17 protein-coding genes are annotated in these 18895 nt (G+C 63.8%); 8 read left to right on the plus strand and 9 right to left on the minus strand.

The genetic code is table 11. The features are described 5' to 3' along the window. Positions 1–28 precede the first annotated feature (28 nt). From HBA54_RS10035 to HBA54_RS10060, 6 genes are all read right to left on the minus strand, one after another. Complete coding sequence (locus HBA54_RS10035) at positions 29–2044, minus strand: ASKHA domain-containing protein (RefSeq protein WP_205944543.1); 2016 nt, start codon at positions 2042–2044, stop codon at positions 29–31. Positions 2045–2051: 7 nt separating this feature from the next. Further along, on the minus strand, positions 2052–2957 hold the full coding sequence (locus HBA54_RS10040) for a methyltetrahydrofolate cobalamin methyltransferase (RefSeq protein WP_167224016.1): 906 nt from the start codon (positions 2955–2957) through the stop codon (positions 2052–2054). Between the two features lie 189 nt (positions 2958–3146). After that, positions 3147–4085: a methylenetetrahydrofolate reductase gene (locus HBA54_RS10045; protein ID WP_205944544.1), complete on the minus strand. Its 939-nt coding sequence runs from the start codon at positions 4083–4085 to the stop codon at positions 3147–3149. Positions 4086–4114: 29 nt separating this feature from the next. Continuing rightward, positions 4115–4417, minus strand: a complete 303-nt coding sequence (locus tag HBA54_RS10050) for a virulence factor (RefSeq protein ID WP_167224020.1) — start codon at positions 4415–4417, stop codon at positions 4115–4117. Then, a complete protein-coding gene (locus tag HBA54_RS10055; protein WP_167224022.1) occupies positions 4405–5058 on the minus strand; it encodes a DUF1638 domain-containing protein in 654 nt (217 codons plus the stop codon). Before HBA54_RS10055 ends, HBA54_RS10050 begins: the two co-directional genes overlap by 13 nt. Positions 5059–5089: 31 nt before the next feature. Next, the gene (locus HBA54_RS10060; RefSeq protein ID WP_167224024.1) at positions 5090–5794 is read right to left on the minus strand and encodes a corrinoid protein; all 705 of its coding nucleotides are present in this window, start codon (positions 5792–5794) and stop codon (positions 5090–5092) included. Between the two features lie 377 nt (positions 5795–6171). Between HBA54_RS10060 and HBA54_RS10065 the strand changes: the two genes are divergently transcribed. The 3 genes from HBA54_RS10065 (at position 6172) to HBA54_RS10075 (ending at position 10561) form a co-directional block, all read left to right on the plus strand. After that, positions 6172–7512: an FAD-dependent oxidoreductase gene (locus HBA54_RS10065; protein ID WP_167224026.1), complete on the plus strand. Its 1341-nt coding sequence runs from the start codon at positions 6172–6174 to the stop codon at positions 7510–7512. A gap of 156 nt (positions 7513–7668) precedes the next feature. Beyond that, on the plus strand, positions 7669–9537 hold the full coding sequence (locus HBA54_RS10070) for a 2-oxoacid:acceptor oxidoreductase subunit alpha (RefSeq protein ID WP_167224028.1): 1869 nt from the start codon (positions 7669–7671) through the stop codon (positions 9535–9537). Between the two features lies 1 nt (position 9538). After that, positions 9539–10561: a 2-oxoacid:ferredoxin oxidoreductase subunit beta gene (locus HBA54_RS10075; protein WP_167224030.1), complete on the plus strand. Its 1023-nt coding sequence runs from the start codon at positions 9539–9541 to the stop codon at positions 10559–10561. Positions 10562–10590: 29 nt separating this feature from the next. Here HBA54_RS10075 and HBA54_RS10080 read toward each other — a convergent pair whose 3' ends face one another. After that, on the minus strand, positions 10591–11070 hold the full coding sequence (locus HBA54_RS10080) for a MarR family winged helix-turn-helix transcriptional regulator (protein ID WP_167224032.1): 480 nt from the start codon (positions 11068–11070) through the stop codon (positions 10591–10593). Between the two features lie 163 nt (positions 11071–11233). Further along, positions 11234–12772 (minus strand): histidine ammonia-lyase, encoded by a 1539-nt coding sequence (gene hutH / locus HBA54_RS10085; RefSeq protein ID WP_322096010.1) that lies wholly within the window; start codon positions 12770–12772, stop codon positions 11234–11236. Between the two features lie 352 nt (positions 12773–13124). Here hutH and HBA54_RS10090 point away from each other — a divergent pair, with 352 nt between their 5' ends. The 5 genes from HBA54_RS10090 to HBA54_RS10110 all read left to right on the plus strand — a co-directional run bounded on the left by HBA54_RS10090 (position 13125) and on the right by HBA54_RS10110 (position 18604). After that, entirely contained in the window at positions 13125–14822 is a 1698-nt protein-coding gene (locus tag HBA54_RS10090) for a methyl-accepting chemotaxis protein (protein ID WP_167224034.1), read from the plus strand. 215 nt (positions 14823–15037) lie between these two features. Next, the gene (locus HBA54_RS10095; RefSeq protein WP_167224036.1) at positions 15038–16561 is read left to right on the plus strand and encodes a trimethylamine methyltransferase family protein; all 1524 of its coding nucleotides are present in this window, start codon (positions 15038–15040) and stop codon (positions 16559–16561) included. A gap of 173 nt (positions 16562–16734) precedes the next feature. Beyond that, positions 16735–17196: a YcgN family cysteine cluster protein gene (locus tag HBA54_RS10100; protein ID WP_167224038.1), complete on the plus strand. Its 462-nt coding sequence runs from the start codon at positions 16735–16737 to the stop codon at positions 17194–17196. After that, positions 17193–17915: a hypothetical protein gene (locus tag HBA54_RS10105; protein WP_167224041.1), complete on the plus strand. Its 723-nt coding sequence runs from the start codon at positions 17193–17195 to the stop codon at positions 17913–17915. The genes HBA54_RS10100 and HBA54_RS10105 overlap by 4 nt, the downstream gene beginning before the upstream one ends. Next, complete coding sequence (locus tag HBA54_RS10110) at positions 17915–18604, plus strand: glutamine amidotransferase-related protein (RefSeq protein ID WP_167224043.1); 690 nt, start codon at positions 17915–17917, stop codon at positions 18602–18604. The genes HBA54_RS10105 and HBA54_RS10110 overlap by 1 nt, the downstream gene beginning before the upstream one ends. A gap of 6 nt (positions 18605–18610) precedes the next feature. On the opposite strand, the gene HBA54_RS10115 is transcribed toward HBA54_RS10110, so the two are convergent. Next, on the minus strand, positions 18611–18871 hold the full coding sequence (locus tag HBA54_RS10115) for a hypothetical protein (RefSeq protein ID WP_167224044.1): 261 nt from the start codon (positions 18869–18871) through the stop codon (positions 18611–18613). Positions 18872–18895: the final 24 nt, after the last annotated feature.

The following is an 18895-nucleotide window of genomic DNA, read 5'->3' on the forward strand; positions in this document are numbered from 1 at the left end:
TTTGATCTGCGTTGGGCGGAGGTATGGCTCAGGCGGGCCGCCGCCGACGGCGGCCCTTGCCGGCGGCTGAATCGTTCGCGGCCGAGGGGTTGGACGCGGCGGGCAGGGTGACGGCCTTCGAAAGGTTGGGGAAGCTGGCGGAGGAGTGAGGCAGCCCCATGGCCTCCACGAAGTGGGCCTGGAAGTTCGGCTCCACCGCGGTTTCGATCTTCTCCACCTGACGGATAACCTCTTCGATGTCGTCGCGCGCATTCTGGTTCAACAACGCGATGCGCGCGCCGGTGCCGGCGGCGTTGCCGGCGGAGTAGACGTTCTCCAGGGGACAGTCGGGGATCATGCCCAGGACCATGGCATATTTGGTGTCGATATGGCTGCCGAAGGCGCCGGCGAGCATGATCTGCTCGATCTGCTCGACGCCCAGGCGGTCCATCAGCAGGCGGATGCCGGCATAGAGCGCGGCCTTGCCGAGTTGGATGGCGCGTACGTCGTTCTGGACGATGCGGATTTCCGGCGTCCCGTCGTGAACAAGATAGGAGAAGGTGCGGCCGTCGGGTTGAATGCGGGGGCTGCGGCTTGCGGCTGTCCCGTCGATGGTGCCGTCCTGCGCCAGGATCCCCGCCAGAAACATCTCGGCCAGGACTTCGATGATGCCGGAACCGCAGATGCCGGTGATACCGGTCTTCCTGGTTTCCTCCACGAAGCCTTCTTCATCGGACCAGAGCTCACTGCCGATCACTTTGAAGCGCGGCTCCAGGGTCTCGGGGTCGATGCGCACCCGCTCGATGGCGCCGGGCGCCGCCCGTTGCCCGCAGGAGATCTGGGCGCCTTCGAAGGCCGGACCGGTCGGCGAGGAACAGGCCAACAGACGGTCCCGGTTGCCCAGGATGATTTCGGCGTTGGTGCCGACGTCGACGACCAGCGTCATCTTTTCGGTCAGGTGCGGCGTTTCCGAAAGGATCACGCCTGCGGTATCGGCGCCGACGTGACCGGCGATGCAGGGCAGGACATAAACCCTGGCGTTGGGATGAAAGCGCAGGTCGAGCTGGCTGGCCCAGAGGGTGATGCCGGAGTTGGCGGCCAGGGCGAAGGGGGCGCCGCCCAGCTCCGTCGGGTCGATGCCGATCAGCAGGTGGTGCATCACCGGGTTGCCGACGAAGGTGGCGTTGAGGATCTCCTCGCGGTCGATCCCCGATTCCTCGCAGACCGCATCGGCCAGTTCGTTGATCGCGCGGCGCACGGCGTCGGTCATCTCGCGGTCGCCGCCGGGGTTCATCATGACGTAGGACACCCGGCTCATCAGGTCCTCGCCGAACCGGATCTGCGGGTTCATCAGACCGGAGGAGGCGATGACCTCACCGGAAGCCAGGTCGCAGAGATGGGCGGCGACGGTGGTGGAGCCGATATCGACGGCCAGGCCGTAGGAGCGGTCGTGGAAGCCCGGCCAGATGGCGGTTATCACCTGGCCGCGGTGCACCGCAACGGTGATCCGCCAGTTGCCGGCCCTCAGGGACTGCTGAAGGTTCTGCAGGATGCGAAGGTCCGCTTCCAGGGCGGTTAGCCCCCACTGATCTTCCAGCGCCGCCAGCAGGCGTTCGAGGTCGCCGCTGGGGTTGTGCATGTCTGGCTCCTGCACCACGACGTAGTGCAGGCGGATGGCGGGGTCGAGCTCGATGTCGCGCACCTCGGCGCGCTTGCGAACCACCTGTTTGTGGACCTGGCTTGCCTCCGGGACGTCGATGACGACGTCTTTGACGAGGACCGCCTGACAGGACAGCCGGCGGTCGTCCTGCATGCCGCGCTTTGACTTGTAGCGCTCCTCGATCTTGTTCCAGTCCGAGACATGGTTGGTCCGGCTGGTAATGCCGTGCTTGGCGAACTCGCCCGTGCCCACCACCACCTGGCAGCGGCCGCAGAGCCCGCGCCCGCCGCAGACCGAATCGATATCGACGCCCAGGCTTTGAGCCGCTTTCAGCAGCGGCGTCCCGACAGGAAAGCGGCCGCGCTTTCCCGAGGGTGTAAAAACAACGAGGGCTTGATCGATCAAGGGCGGTTTATCCCCGGCGTCGTCGTCGTTCGCGGCGTCCCGCGCCTTCGCCTTCAGTGCCTTCGGCGGCAGGCTCGCGGAACTTTTTAATCCAGGCGCGGCAGTCCTTGTCATGGCCGTTCAGCACGTCGGCGGCCATGATACCGGTCAACTCTTCCGGGTGCAGCGGATTCATGATCGCCGAGGTCATGCCGGCGCCGGCTGCCATGGCCAGGAAGACCGCGTTCAAGGCGTGGCGGTTGGGCAGGCCGAAGGAGATGTTGGAAGCGCCGCAGGTTGTGTTGACGCCCAGCTCCTCGCGCAGCTTGCGGACGATGGCAAAGGCCTGGCGGCCGGCCGTGCCCATGGCCCCGATGGGCATGACCAGGGGGTCGACGACGACGTCGGCGGCGGGGATGCCGTAGTCGGCGGCCCGCTCGACAATCTTCTTGGCGACTGCGTAGCGCACTTCCGGATCCTCGGAAATGCCGGTCTCGTCATTGGAGATGGCGACCACGGCGGCGCCGTGCTTTTTGACCAGAGGCAGAACCCGCTCCATCTGTTCCTCTTCGCCGGTCACCGAGTTCACCAGCGCCTTGCCCTGGTAGACACTGAGGCCGGCTTCCAGGGCCTCGACGATCGAGGAATCGATGGATAGAGGCAGATCGGTCAGGGACTGCACCAGCTTGATGGTCTGGGCCAGGATGGCAGGCTCGTCCGCAAGGGGGATGCCGGCATTGACGTCCAGCATGTGGGCGCCTGCGGCAACCTGAGCCAGGCAGTCGGCTTCGACCCGGCTGAAATCGCCGGCGGCCATCTCGGCGGCCAGCAGCTTGCGCCCTGTCGGATTGATGCGCTCACCGATGATCCGGAAAGGGCGGTCGAAACCGATCACCATTTCCCGGGTTGCCGAGCTTACAACCGTATCTGCCATAGTTCCCTTACTCCTGTTCACCCGGGCGGTGTGCCGCTTTTGTCGGGGAATCCGCGCCGGAATGCCGTAACTCAGGCGCGATTAGCGCTTTTTCCGCTTCCCCCGGCTGACGCAGAGGCGACAGGGACTGGCCGATTCGCGCTAGATCGGCATCCGGCCGGCGTTTCCCGCCGTTTATCCGATGTGCGCCTATTCTATGTGCAGAGTGACGTTGAAGCCTTTTTCCTTGGGCTTCAGGTCGAAATGGCCATCGGCCACGGCATAGCTCCAGGCGGCCGAGCGGCGCAGCCCGCCGAGCGGGTACATGTGCACCCGCGCGATGCCGCAGTCCGGATCCAGGGCCTTGTAGCGCGCCAGGTCGAGCAGCAGCTTGTCCGGCGCGTTCACCGTCATCAGCTTGGCCACGTTGCGGGCCTGACGGGTCAAAAAGCGCATCGAGGGGCCGACGCCACAGGCCTTGGCGTGGTTGATCAGGGTCTTGATGGTCGCCAGGCCGGGCACGCCGATATGGATCGGCAGGTGGTTGCCCGCTGCCCGGATGGCCTTGTCCCAGGCGATGATCGGTGCGGCCTCGAAGCAGAACTGGGTAGCGATATAGAGGCTGGCATCGCTGCGTTCGGCAAAGGTGTTCTTCCAGGTCAGCGCTTCCTGAAGACCGCTGGGCGAGATATCGGGGCTGCCTTCCGGGTGCCCGGCAATGCCGATGGTTTCGATCCCGTACTTATCGAAGAGACCGGTTTCCAGAATATCCATCGAGCTTTCGAAGGGCCCCAGAGGCGAGTCCACCGCCCCAGCCAGCGCCACCACATGCTTGATATCGACGCTGTCTTTCAGGGCCTGCAGATAGCCTTCCAGCGCGTCACGGCTGGGGATCGAGCGCGCGGCAAAGTGCGGCATCGGCTCGAAGCCTTCTTGCCTCAGGCGCCTGGCCGTTGCCACCGTATCGGCGAAGTCCGATCCCGGCAGAAAGGTGACGGCCACACGGGCGCCGGGGCGCAGGTGTTCACGGTAGTCGGGAATCTTGGCGGCCGATCCCGGCGTCGTTTCGATGGTGAAGCCCTGCAGCAGATCGATGATCTGTTGGCGGGTCTCTTCGGCGGCCGTATCAACCGCATCAGCCTTGCTCACGGCAAACATCCCAAACTTCCTTTACCAGATCATAGACTGTTGAGCCCGCCGGCGGCCACGAGTTCGGCCAGGCGGGTATCGTCGTATTCGTTTTCCAGCCGGCCGGCGGCGGCGGCGGCCTCTGCTTCCAGGTCGTCCCCGCAGTCGCTCGGCGTACCGCGGCGCCACTCCTCAAGATAGGCGTCGCTGCCGTGCAGCTTGGCGCGCATGGCGGCCCGGTCGATAGCCTTCTCGAAGCGCTCGGTCAGCTGGATTTTGGCGTTCTTGCGTCCGGCCTTGACGATGACCTGGGCCGGAATGTCACGCCAGTAGACGATGGTCAGCTGAGCCATGAAGCCGGCTCCTTCGGCACGTCGACTTTCTGCTCAAGGAACTGGGCCATCTCGCCATAGCCGGTAAAGCGGTATTCGTAGGCAAGGTCCAGGCGGGCCGCAGCCTGCGCGGCGCGCGCCTGCAAGTCCGGGTCCTCGGTCTGGGCCAGATAGATCACTTTTTTGTAGTTCCCGAAATAAAGGTCCCGTAGTTCGGGATGCCGGTCGAGGCCGAGGCCCTGGACGATCAGGCGGTCGAAGTGCCGCGCCAGGTAGTCGGTCAGATAGAAGGTCCCGATCTCTGCCTCTGCCAGCGCATCGAAGACCTGGCTGCCGGCAAAGAAGGAATAACAGTGCGGGCCGTCGATCCGCTCCACCCCTTCGGCCCGCAGGACTCGGTCCAGTTCACCGCCGGTTCCACAGTCGCCGTAGAGAACGAAAATGCGGTCGTAGCGTTCCTTGGCGGTCTGGATGCGTTCTTGCACCGCCGTGGGGATTTTCTCCGGCGTGTTGTGCCAGGCGGCCGGCAGGCAAGAGATGGTCAGATGCCGCCAGGCGTTGACGCGCACCAGTTCCACCAGTTCTCGGGCCAGGGCTCCGCAAGCGATAATGAGCGTGCGTTCCGGGCAGTGCGCGACAGCTTGGAGGGCGGGGGCGGGCATGATCAGCTTCCCTTACCGGCGGCGCGGGCGCTCAGGCGACGCCTTGCGTCTGGTTGTGACGGCGCTTCATGAACTCGGTCGCCGTCTCCACCGCCACCGCGGCATCGCGGCAGTAGGCATCGGCACCGACCGCTTCCGCGAAGGCTTCGTTCAGCGGCGCACCGCCGACCAGGACCACATAGTCGTCGCGAATGCCCATTTCCTTCATGGTGTCGATAACGACCTTCATGTAGGGCATGGTGGTGGTCAGCAGGGCCGACATACCCAGGATGTCGGGTTTGTGCTCCTCCAGGGCGGCCAGGTAGTTCTCGACCGGATTGTTGATACCCAGATCGATAACCTCGAAGCCGGCGCCTTCCATCATCATGGAGACCAGGTTCTTGCCGATGTCGTGGATATCGCCCTTTACCGTGCCGATCACCATGGTGCCGAGTTTCGGAGCACCGGTTTCGGCGAGCAGGGGGCGCAGAATAAACATGCCGCCCTTCATCGCGTTGGCGGCGAGCAGGACTTCCGGCACGAACAGAATGCCGTCGCGGAAATCAATGCCGACGATACGCATGCCTTCCACCAGGGCCTCGGTCAGAACCCGATACGGTGTCCAGCCACGGCCGAGCAGAATGTTGACGCTTTCCTCAATCTCTTCCTTGAGGCCGTCATAGAGGTCGTCGTGCATCTGCTTGACGAGTTCGTCATCGTCAAGGCTGTTGAGATCAAGATCGTCGTCGTCTGCCATGCTCGTTTCCCTGTGGCAAAAGGCCCCGTGACAAAAGGCCCTGTGGCAAATGGGCAGCCAGCCGCCCCACCCCATCATTAGTGGCGTTTGCGGGCCTTGATCGGCTTCACCTTCGGCGACAAATCGTGTCTGAATCGCGACATCGTAGAAAAAGAAGCGAAGTCAACGACTTGCGTCGTCTTTCCCTGTTCCGGGCCGAGGCTTTCTCCCCTCATTCCCGGCCGGCAGTGGGCAGGGCGGCGTCTTCAGGCAGTTGCGGTGCGGACTGTGTTCCTAATCGGTCTCCCGGCTCCCGGCTCCAAGCCGCTTGCCATTGCGGGGTGCCGATGGAAGGATCAATTCCCAGGGAGGTTGGATGCGTCGCTTTCGGGGATGGCATGCCATATAGCGTGGCGATTATTGGCGCTGGGCCGAGCGGCTTCTACACAGCAGAAGCTTTGCTAAAGTCCAGCCTGGACTACCGGATCGACCTTATTGAGGGTCTGCCCACCCCTTTTGGCCTGGTTCGCTTCGGCGTCGCGCCGGATCATCAATCCACCAAGCGTGTTGCACGCACTTATGATCGTACTGCTGCAGACGAGGCGGTGCGCTACTACGGCAATGTAGAGGTGGGGCGCGATGTCCGCCTGGAGGAACTGCGCAGCCTCTACGACGCGGTGGTGGTTGCGGTCGGGGCCCCGCTGGACCGCGAACTGAAGATTCCAGGCGGCGACAAGCCGGGCGTTTATGGCTCGGCGGCCTTTGTCGGCTGGTACAACGGCCACCCGGCGCACCGGGACCTGGCGCCGGATCTGGACACCGACAGCGTTGCCATCATCGGCAACGGCAACGTCGCCCTGGATATCGCCCGGGTTCTGGTCAAAACCCCGGCGGAGATGGCGACCACCGACCTGCCGGACTATGCCGCCGAAGTGCTGCATTCCGCACCGGTTCGCGACGTTTACCTGATCGGCCGCCGCGGACCCCTGGATTCCAAGTTCACCAATGTCGAACTGCGCGAGATGGCGCGGCTAGAGGATTGCGTGCCGCTGGTCGATCCCGGGCAACTGCCCGAGGGTCCCGCCCCGGAGGCGGGCGAGCGGGAACAACGTCTGCAGGCCAAGAACCTGGACACCCTGCGCGGCTTTGCCGGGCTCAGTGCGGCGGGCAAACGCAAGCGCGTTCATTTCAAGTTTTTCTCCCGTCCGCTTGAAGTATTGGGCGGTGATAGGGTTGAGGCGCTGCGGTTGGAAAAGACCCGGGTGGAGGCTGGCCACGCGGTCGGCACCGGCGAGACCTTTGACCTGCAGTGCGGCGCTGTGATGGCGGCGATCGGAACGCGGGCACAGCCGCTGGAGGGCATTCCCTTTGACCGGAACAAGGGCGTCGTTACCAACCGTCACGGGCGCGTGGCCAAGGGGCTCTACGTGGTCGGCTGGGCGCGCCGCGGCCCCACCGGGGTTATCGGGACCAACAAGCCCGACGCGGATGAGATCGCCAGGCATATCGAAACCGATCTGGCCGGCGCGCAGACGGCCAAGCCCGGACGCGTGGCCCTGGAGGACCTGCTGGATGAACGCGGCGCGGCCTGGATCGGCTATGACGGCTGGAAGGAGATCGAGGCGGCGGAAGTCGATGCCGCCGCCCCGGGCATGCCACGCAAGAAACTCAGCCGGGTCGCGGAAATGCTGGCGGTTCTGGACCGCTCCGGGCGATCCGCCCGGCGGCGGGCGGATTGAGCTATACACATACAAAAATTGTGATTTTAAAAATTTTACGGCCGAATATGATGTTTTCAAAGATGGCGATGGCAAAACCTGAGCCTCAGGGCCATATTCACGCCGAGCAGGCAGGCTGAAGCGTGTTCTGCCCCTATCCAGTGAGAGGTTCTAGGAATGGAAGGTTCGACGGCTCTTAAGGCCGGGCCCTCAGGCCGCCGGGTTCTTGACTCTGCGGTGGTGCGTTTTGCCGGGGATTCCGGTGACGGCATGCAGTTGACCGGCAGCCAGTTCACGCTGTCCACGGCGCTGGCTGGCAATGACCTGGCGACATTTCCGGACTTCCCGGCCGAGATCCGCGCACCGGTTGGGACCACCTTCGGCGTTTCGGCGTTTCAGATCAATTTCGGCGCCCGGGTCATCAAGACTTCCGGCGATGACCTGGACGTCCTGGTGGCGATGAATCCGGCGGCGCTCAAGGTCGATCTGCCGGAGCTGAAGTCGGGTGGGCTGCTGATCATCGATTCCGGTTCGTTCAACGAGCGCAACTTCACCAAGGCAGGGTACAGCGCGGATCCGCGCCAGGACGGCAGCCTCGGCGACTATCGGATCGTCGAAGTCGACATGTCGCAGATGACTCAGGACGCGCTGAAGGATTCCGGCCTTACAAAAAAGGAGGCCCTGCGCTGCAAGAACATGTGGGCGCTGGGGCTGGTTTATTGGATGTTCGGGCGCCAGCGCAAGCCGACCCAGGATTGGCTGACCAGCAAATTCGCCAAGCGGCCCGAAATCGCCACTGCCAATATCGCCGCGCTCAACGCCGGCCATGCCTTTGGCGAGACGGCGGAGATGGGTGAGGACCTGGCCGCCTTTTCCATACCGGCGGCGAAGATCGCGCCCGGCCTCTATCGCAACATCACCGGGGCGGAAGCCCTGTCCTGGGGCCTGGTGGCCGGCGCCAGCGGCGCCGATCTGAAGCTGGTGTTCTGTTCCTATCCGATCACCCCGGCTTCCTCGCTGCTGCATACCCTGGCCGGGTTGAAGAACCACGGCGTGGTGACCTTCCAGGCCGAAGACGAAATTGCTGCGGTCTGTGCGGCCATCGGTGCGTCCTATGCCGGCGGCGTCGGCGTCACCTCCAGCTCCGGGCCCGGGGTCGCCCTGAAGACCGAGGCAGTCGGCCTGGCGATCTCCGCCGAGCTGCCGCTGGTCATCGTCAACTCCCAACGCGCCGGGCCGTCGACCGGCATGCCGACCAAGACCGAGCAGTCCGACCTCTATCAATCGGTTTTCGGCCGCAACGGCGACAGCCCCCTGGTGGTCCTGGCCGCCCGTTCGCCGGCCGACTGCTTCGACGTGGCGATAGAGGCGGTGCGCCTGGCGACGAAATACATGACCCCGGTCATCCTGTTGAGCGACGGCTACATCGCCAATGCGGCGGAGCCCTGGGCGCTGCCCGATGCCGATGCGCTGCCGCGTTTTCCGGTCGCCTTTGAAACCGAGACGGAGGGCTTCCACCCCTTCAAGCGGGACCCGGAGACCTTGGCCCGTGTCTGGGCGGTCCCCGGAACGCCCGGGCTGGAGCATCGTATCGGCGGGATCGAGAAAGCCAGCAACAGCGGCAACATCTCCTACGACGCGGACAACCATCAACTGATGACCAACCTGCGCCGCGACAAGGTTCTGGGTATCGCAAAGGATGTTCCGCCTCAGCAGTTAGAACAGGGCGGCACCGATGACCGGCTGGTCCTGGTGGGCTGGGGCTCGACCTACGGGCCGATCAGCCGGGCGGTCGACAACCTGCGCGAAGAGGGCCTGCCGGTTGCCCATCTGCACCTGCGCCATATCTGGCCGCTGGCGCGGAACCTGGGCGAGCTGCTGGCCGGTTTCGAGCAGATCGTGGTGCCGGAGATGAACGACGGACAGCTGGTCACCCTGTTGCGCAGTGAATTCCTGGTGCCGGCGGAGGGCCTGAACAAGGTCACCGGCAAGCCGTTCAAGATTGTTGAGATAGAGGCGGCGGTGCGCGCCCGCCTGGAGGCCTGACATGAATATCGCGACGCCCCCACCGAAGACCGCCAAGGACTATGCCTCTGACCAGGAGGTGCGCTGGTGCCCGGGCTGCGGCGACTATGCGATCCTGAAAGCGGTACAGAAAACCCTGGCCGAACTGCAGGTCGAGACCGAGAAGACGGTCTTCATTTCCGGCATCGGCTGCGCCGCGCGCTTTCCGTACTATCTCTCGACCTATGGCTTCCACACCATTCACGGCCGCGCGCCGGCCTTTGCCACCGGGGTGAAGCTGACCAACCCGGAACTCGACGTCTGGGTGGTGTCGGGCGACGGCGATGCTTTGTCGATCGGCGGTAATCATCTGCTGCATGTCCTGCGGCGCAACGTCGATCTGCAGTTTCTGTTGTTCAATAACGAGATCTACGGTCTTACCAAGGGGCAGGCCTCGCCGACCTCCCGTGTTGGTACGCGCTCGCCCTCCACGCCGGGCGGATCGCTCGACACGCCGGTGTCTGCCGGCGCCTTCGCCCTGGGCGCGGGTGCACGTTTCTTTGCCCGCTCGGTGGATACCCAGCAGAAGGACCTCCCGGTGGTCTTGAAGCGGGCGCGCGAACACCGCGGTGCCTCGCTGGTGGAGATTTTTCAGAACTGCATCGTCTACAACGACGATGTTTTTGCCAGTTTCACCGACCGCTCGGTCGCGGCAGATGCCCAGATCCATCTGGAGCATGGCAAGCCCATGCTCTTCGGCAAGGAGCGCGACAAGGGTCTGCGTCTGAAGCCCGGCCGCCTGGCCCTGGAGGCGGTGACGCTGGGTGAAGACGGGATTACCGAGGCGGACATTCTGGTGCACGACGAAACCGACCGGGCCATGGCAACCCTGCTGGTGGCCATGCAGCCGCCCAGCCTTCCGGTCGCCATGGGTGTGGTCTTCTGCGACCCGGCACCCAGCAGCTACGAAGCCGGCGTGCTGGCCGAGGTAGAGGCAGCCCACAGCGCCCATCCCGGCACCCTGGCCGAGCTGCTCAAGAAGGGTAACACCTGGACGGTGCCCTAAGCCCCTTCCAGGTGCCCCAAGCCGACCAGTCAGACCAGCTTTTTCAGCAGGCTCATGAAGGTCTCGCGCTCCTCGGGATCGAGGGGCGCCAGAATCTCGCCGCCAATGCGTCTGGCGTCCGTCAGCATCGATGAGACGGTCTCCTGGCCCAGCGGCGACAGGCTCAAAACCATGCGGCGGCGGTCATTGGGGTCGGGCAGGCGAACGATGAAGCCGCGCTCCTGCAGGCGCCGGATGACGCCCTGAATCGTTGCCGGGTCCATTGCCGCCATGCGGCCCAGGCGATTCTGCGAAAGCTTGCCGGTCTCGTGAAGCCGGGCCATGGCGAAGAACTGCGTCGGCGTCAGCTGGGCGTCGGCGAGCACGGTCAGGAAGATGGAGGAAGCACGCTGATGCGCCCGGCGCAGCAGATGCTGGACCTGATGGTCCAGGATGAAGCCTTCCGCCGGCTGCGACTCGTCGCTCTCGTTCGGATCGGATAGTTGTGTCTGTTCGGATAAGCTGGACAAGTTGGTCACCCCTGAAGGAGATCGAAACCTCGATTAAGCCACTCGAAGACCGTCTTATGCGGTTCGTCCGAGTGCCAACAAATCCTCTGCCACCATCAGTATACAGATGCTTTTCCGCCTGCGTCCAGCGGCTAAACCTCGGCGCCATATTAGCTTTTGGCGATTAAGCGTCGGTCAGGCAATTGCGCTCCAGAAGTTCGGTGGTGAACCAGCCGCTGTTGACCAGTTCCGCCAGGGCCTCGATATCCGGTGCCAGCAAGCGGTCGTCGGCCAGGAAGGCCGCCCGTCCGCGAATGGCGTCCATGGCCCGGGTGAGTTTTGGGGAGGTTTTGAGAGGGCGGCGCAGGTCTATACCCTGGGCCGCCGCCATCAGCTCGATGGCCACGATGTAGCCGGCGTTCTCGGCGATGTCCGACAGGCGGCGGGCGCCATGGGTCGCCATGGAGACGTGGTCTTCCTGATTGGCCGAGGTCGGCAGGCTGTCGACGCTGGCGGGATGGCAGAGCATTTTGTTTTCCGAGGCCAAGGCCGCCGCGGTGACGTGGGCGATCATGAAGCCGGAATTGAGGCCGGGTTCGGCAACCAGGAAAGCGGGCAGGGTGCTCATGTGGGCATCCACCAGCAGCGCCATCCGGCGTTCCGACAGAGCGCCCACTTCCGACAGGGCCATGGCAATGCTGTCGGCGGCGAAGGCCACCGGTTCGGCATGGAAGTTTCCGCCGGAAATCACTTCGCCGGTGTCGGCAAAAACCAGGGGATTGTCGGAAACCGCATTGGCCTCGATGGTGAGGCTGCGGGCCGCGTTCCGAAAGACATCCATGATTGCGCCCATGACCTGTGGCTGGCAGCGCAGCGAGTAGGGGTCCTGAACCCGGTCGCAGTCGAGATGAGACTGCCGGATCTGGCTGTCCGCCAGCAGATCGCGCAGCCACGCCGCCACCTGAATTTGGCCGTGGTGTCCCCGTAGTGCCTGAATTCTGGGGTCGAAGGGGGTATCGCTGCCCAGGGCCGCATCGACCGAGAGGGCGCCGGCGGTGATGGCGGCGCTGAAGATATCGGCGGCCAGGAACAGGCCGTGGAGCGCCAGGGCGGTTGAAACCTGGGTGCCGTTCAGAAGGGCGAGCCCTTCCTTGGCGGCAAGCTCGATCGGCTCCAGCCCGCGCTCCGCCATGACCTCGCGCGCGGGGCGGGCCTCTCCGCCATGGCGGAGATGGCCTTCGCCCAGCAGCACGGCCGAGAGATGGGCCAGGGGCGCCAGGTCGCCGGAGGCGCCGACCGAACCCTTCGCCGGAATGACCGGATAAAGCGCCTCGTTCAAAAGCAGGATCAGGCGGTCGATCACCTCGGCGCGAATGCCGGAGTGCCCGCGCGCCAGGGCATTGATTTTCATCAGCAGGATCAGGCGGACGACGCGGTCATCCAAGGGCGCGCCGACGCCGGTGCAGTGCGACAACACCAGTCGGCTCTGCAGTTCGGCGACCTGGTCGGCGGCGATGGTCTGCCGCGCCAGGCTGCCGAAACCGGTTGTGATGCCGTAGACCCGGCGCCCCTCGGCGACCACCGCTGCGACACAGCCGGCCGAAGCGTTAATGGCCGCGTAGCAGGAAGGGTCCAGGGTGATCGGTTGCGCCTGCCGCCAAATCCCGCAGAGCCTCTCCAGCGTCAGCGTTCCAGCCTTCAGTATGTAGCGATCTCCGGTCACCTGTCGTGCCTCTCTGATGAAGTTGTATATACAACTTTATTCCTCTTTAGCACTCTTTTGGCAGGCCACAAAGCAGGAGCTGCTGACCGCCTTCGATTTCTCCGGGCTGTAGTATTGATAGAAAAAGATTGATAAAATACACCTATAAAGTGTATAAGACCTACGCTGATCGACTCTTGCACCATGGTTTTACGCTGACGAAAGGTCGGGGGCTGGTCACTTTAAATCAGCTTAATCGGCTTTGCTCGATGCCAAATAACTAAAGGATTCCAGCGTTTAGATTAAACGAAAGTTTAAGGCCTGAGCGATTAGCTTCCGCTTCTGGGTAGTTGTTGCATCAAGAGGAAATCCCATGCGGCTCAAGGCCTTTCGGTCCTTTCGGATCGCCCATCGTGTATTGACGCTGATTGCGCTGTCAGCCGTCGGCCTGGTTATCGTTGCCGGTGTGATCCTGGTCGATCTGCGTAGCTCGCTGGTCGAGCAGAAGCGCAATGAGCTGCGCCAGTTGGTGGAAAGCGCGGTGGCAATTGCCGAGGCAAACCACAAGCGCGCGGAGGCGGGTGAGCTTTCGCTCGAAGAGGCCCAGCGCCTGACCCTGACCGCGATTGGCGATATCCGCTACAACGGCTCCGACTATTTCTGGGTCAACGACATGCAGGCGGCCATGATCATGCACCCGATCAAACCGGCCCTGAACGGCAAGGATTTGAGCGGCCTGAAAGACAAGGCCGGCACGCAGATCTTCGTCGAGTTTGTCAAGGTCGTCAGTGCCGAGAGAGCCGGCTATGTTACCTACCTCTGGCCGAAGCCGAACAGCGAAGAAGCGGTATCGAAGGAATCTTATGTGAAGGGCTTTGAGCCCTGGGGCTGGATCGTCGGCACTGGCGTCTACATCGATGATCTGGATGCAATCTTCTGGCAGAAGGCCACGGTGCTCGGTGGTATCATCACCGCCATTCTACTGGGTATTGCGGTGATTTCGATGCTGATCGCGCGCAGCATCACCCGGCCGATCTCCGGGATGATCGCCAGCATGGGAGAGCTGGCATCCGGCAATCTTGCGGTCGAGATTCCCGGTGTTGGCCGTCATGACGAGATTGGCGATATGGCCGATGCGGTCCAGGTGTTTCGCAGCAATGCTGAAGAGCAGCGCCGCTTGGAAAAGGAAAAACTGGAGACCGCCAAGCGCGCGGAGCAGGAAAAACAGCAGGCCATGCGCCAACTGGCCGATGGCTTTGAAGTCAGCGTGAAGTCGGTCGTCGATTCCGTCTCATCGACCGCTACGACCATGCAGACGACGGCAGAGTCCATGTCTTCTGCGGCCGACGAGACCGAGCAGCAGGCCAAGGCCGCTGCCGGCGCCTCCGAAGAAGCTTCGGGCAACGTTCAGACTGTCGCCTCGGCGGCGGAGGAGCTTGCCGCTTCGATCGAGGAGATCGGCCGTCAGGTCTCGCGCTCGTCGGAGACGGCGAACAAGGCGGTGGAACATGCACGGGGCACCAACGGCAAGGTCGAAGGTCTGGTCGATGCGGCGCAAAAAGTCGGGGAGGTGGTGAACCTGATCTCCGACATTGCCGAGCAGACCAACCTGCTGGCGCTGAACGCGACCATCGAAGCGGCGCGCGCCGGTGAAGCCGGCAAGGGTTTTGCCGTGGTCGCCAACGAGGTCAAGTCGCTGGCGACCCAGACTGCCAAGGCCACCGAGGAAATCTCTCAGCAGATCGGCGAGATACAATCGGCGACGACCGATGCGGCGGCGGCGATCCGTACCATTGGTGAAACCGTCGAGCAGATCAACGAGATCGCCGGCAGTATCTCTGCGGCTGTGGAAGAACAAGGCGCCGCAACGCAGGAGATCGCCCGCAACGTACAGCAGGCCTCGGAGGGCACCAACAAAGTGACCGGCAACATCGCGTCCGTGACCAAAACGGCGGGCGAGACCGGCAGCTCGGCAGGCGAAGTGCTGAGTGCCGCCAGCCAGCTCTCGGAGCAGTCCGAGAATCTCCGCCGTGAAGTGGAGCAGTTCATCGAAAAGGTTCGCGCGGCCTGACAACGCCGGATGCCGCACATGGGTCCTGGCAGGAGCCCTGGCCGTCAGCCGGTTTGACCGGTTGACGCCGAGGCTCTTTCTTTTCTGGCCCTTCACCAGACCGTTCCCTGCGACACTTTTGGTCGGATTAAGAAAAGCCGTTCGTCCGGAAGGCGCCAAGCTTGGGGTTCGAGGGCCGACGACCGCGGCCGATTGGACAGTGCGGGAGAGGAGCGATGGCCGGCAACAGACGGGGCCGCGGGCGCGCCGCCGAGCGTCCCCATAGCAATGTGGCGCCCGCGGGTCTGAGCGGCGGGACCTACCGCCCTCTGCGAGAAGGTGATGTCCCGCGGATCGTGGCGGCGGCTGTAGAGGTTCTGGAGCGAACCGGCATCGAAGTTGCGCCCAGTCCCTGCCGCGAGGTCTTCCGCGCCGCCGGCTGCCGTATCGACGACGATGCAAACCGCGTCTACATCGGCCAAAAACTGATCGAGTCCGGGTTGCAGACGGCGGCCCGTGAAGTTTTGCTGGCCGGCCGCAGCCCGGCCCATGACCTGAAGCTCGGCGGACAAAGGGTCTACATGGGCACCGGCGGGCAGGCGGTGAAGATTCTGGATCTTGACGGCGAGGTTCGCGAAACCAGGCTCTCCGACAACTACGACATCGGCCGCCTCTGCGATACCCTGGAACATATTCACTTTTACATGCGCCCGGTGGTGCCGCGCGACCTGCCCAACGAGCAGATCGATCTCAATCAGTTCTATGCCTGCCTGGCGGCGACCGAAAAGCATGTCATGGCCAATGCCTATCTGCCGGAGAAGGTTGCCGAGCAGCGGGCGATGGCCGAGATCCTGGCCGGCGGCGCCGAGGCGCTCGACCGCCGTCCGATCATTTCCTACAGCAACTGCTGGACGGTGAGCCCGCTGCGCTATGCGACGGAGACGGTGGAGATTCTCGACCAGATCGTCGCCCAGGGCCTGCCGGTGGCGATCTCCTCCGCCCCCCAGGCAGGGGCCACCTCGCCGGCGGCCCTGGCGGGTACCCTGGTGCAGATCATCGCGGAGCAGCTTTCCGGCATCGTCTATGTGAACCTGTTGAGCCCCGGCCATCCCCTGCTGATGGGCTGCGTGCCGGCCCAGGCCGATCTGCGCAGCGGTGCCTTTGTCGGCGGATCGTCGGAATTCGCGCTGCTGAACGCCGCCTGCGCCCAGATCGCCCAGTATCTCGATGTGCCGATCTACAACTCTTCGGGCATATCGGATGCCAAGGTGCCCGACGCCCAGGCCGGCGCTGAGAAGGGTATCACCGGCCTGGCCGCCGCCTTGGCGGGGTCCAACTATATCCATCACTCGGCCGGTTTCCTGGAGAGCCTGCTGACCGTCGCCTATGAGCAGTTCGTGATCGACAACGATGTGAACGGCGAGATCATGCGTATGCTCAAAGGTATCGAGGTTACGGAGGAGTCGCTCTCCATTCCGGTCATCGACGAGGTCTGCAAAGGCGTCGGGCATTTCCTCGGGCATCCTCAGACCCTCGCCCTGATGAACAGCGAGTATCTCTATCCCAGCCTGCTGGACCGCGATAACCGCGACGACTGGGAAATGAAGGGCGCGCGGGATATTCGCGAAGCTGCGCGGGAGCAGGCGCGCAAGGTCCTGGCCGAACACTGGCCGCAGGCCATTCCGGCGGATCTGGACGCTGAAATCCGCCGGCGCTTTGAGATCGTGCTGCCGGAAAGGGCCATGCGTCCCGCGGCCTGACGCTCTGTCGCGATCCTTCTCGTGCCAGACCGGATCATGTTTTGTCGGAACCACTTCGTGGTTCCGACAAAACATGTGAATCCGATCGACATCAAACAGTTAGCAGATTCACCGGGTTGGATGGATTGCTTTCAGCGATTCCATCCAACCCGGATCTGCTCTAGGCTGGGGCCATGGATCGGCTTCCCTACTGGCAGCGAAAATCGCTCTTTGAGATGACCTCGGCGGAGTGGGAAGCTCTCTGCGATGGCTGTGGACGTTGCTGCCTTATCAAGCTGGAAGACCCGGATGACGGCGAGATCGTGCATACCGAGGTCACCTGCCATTTGCTGGATACAAAGGCTTGCCGTTGCGGCGACTACGCCAACCGCAAGGCCGTCGTTGAGGACTGTGTGCAGCTCTCGCCGGAGAACGTCGCCGAACTGAACTTCATGCCGCCGAGCTGCGCTTATCGACGGCTGGCGGAGGGGCGGGATCTTGCCTGGTGGCATCCCCTGGTGTCCGGCGATCCGAACTCGGTCCATGAAGCGGGTATTTCGGTGCGCGGCCGCGTGGTCTCCGAGACGCTGATCGCCGACGAGGATCTGGAAGACCATATCGTGGACTGGCCGGGCCAGGAAATCATCGAAGCATGAGGGCAGCCGATCTCAGCGACATCGCGCGGCTGGCGGGAGAAGAGGGGCTGCGGTTGCGCGGCGCCTTTCACTGCGAAACCGGCGATGGCGTGCCGCCGCAGCGCGACGGCGGCGAAAGCCGCACGCTGATCCTGCTCGGCAATCTTGGGGGCAGTCTCTGGCAGCAGTTCGCTGCATCGCCGGAGGCCGGCGACGGGCGGCCGGACCCGATGAACCGCTGGAGCATCCGTATCATCGGCGGTCTGGCGGTGCGCCTGGACGGTCTTGCGCTTTTTCCCTTCGGGGGCGCGCCTTATCATCCCTTTCTGCGTTGGGCGCGCCGCGCGGAAGCGCTCAGTCCATCGCCCTTGGGCATGCTGATCCATCCGGACTACGGTCTCTGGCACGCTTACCGCGGCGCTGTCGCCTTGGGGGAGCACCTGGCGCTTGATGAACCGATTGACGTTGCATCGCCTTGCGAAACCTGCGCCGGGCAACCATGTCTAACGGCCTGTCCGGTAGACGCCTTTACCCAGGTAAAAGCCTCTACGGCGGCCGGCTATGACGTGGCGGCCTGCACGGCTCATCTGCAGACACCGGCGGGCGCGGACTGCCTGTCGGGCGGCTGCCTGGCGCGCCGGGCCTGTCCGGTCGCAGCGGAGTTCTGCTACGAAGCGCCTCAGGCAGCGTTTCATATGAGTGCTTTTCTTACCTCACAGACTGCGAAGACGGAGCCTTGATGAAACAAACCGTTCTCTTGATCGATCATCCCATCGGCCAGCGGGATGACCGAGCCTCCAGGATGCTTCAGGAAATGGGATACGCCATCGAATGGTGTTCGCCCGGGCGCGGCGACGTTCTGCCGCCGCTCGACAGCGACTTTAAGGCGGCGATCGTCTATGGCGGTGCCGAGAGTGCGAACCATACCGAAGATAAGGCCTATCTGCGTGTCGAGACCGACTGGATCGGCGGCTGGGCGGAGACGGGACGCCCTTTTCTCGGCATCTGCCTGGGCGGGCAGATGCTGGCCCGGGCACTGGGGGCGACGGTCTCGCGCCACGACGAGGGCCTGCACGAGATCGGCTATGTGAAGATCGATCCAACCCCGGCGTCGAAAGGTTTTCTGGGCGATGCCATGCATGTCTACCAATGGCACAACGAGGGCTTTGAGGTGCCGGCCTGTGCGGAGCTGCTGGCCTCCGGCCCGGTCTTTCGCAATCAGGCTTTTCGCTACGGTGCCAATGCCTACGGCATTCAGTTTCACCCCGAGGTTTCGCGCCCGGTCATGGAGCGCTGGATGCGCGAAGCGAGCCACATGCTGGAAGAGCCCGGCGCCCAGTCCAAGGTCGCGCAGTTGGCGGCGGCGGCCCGGTTCGACGCGCCCATGGAGGCCTGGCTGCGCGGCTTCCTGACACGCTGGCTGGCCTGAACTCCTTCAAGGTAGGGCCCTGAGCCGAGGCACAGCGGCGGTCTCGCAGACCGGCGTGGCCCAGCGTTGGCCGAGCCGCAGGGCACCGGCGCCCAGTCCCAGCAGGCGACGACCGGCGAAGCGGCGCAGCCAAGCCAGGGTTCGGCTTGGCCGCCTTTTGCGGCGACGATACAACGGCCGAGCTCGGGGCGCGAAGGGATCGCTGATGCCCGGTGGCGGCAGCTTGCCGCCGGCCCGGGTCATGCTGTAGAGCAAGATTTCAGACATAGAATTTCTCACTTATATCAATCG

The organism is Pelagibius litoralis, from assembly GCF_011683915.1.
Lineage (GTDB): Bacteria > Pseudomonadota > Alphaproteobacteria > Kiloniellales > Kiloniellaceae > Pelagibius > Pelagibius litoralis.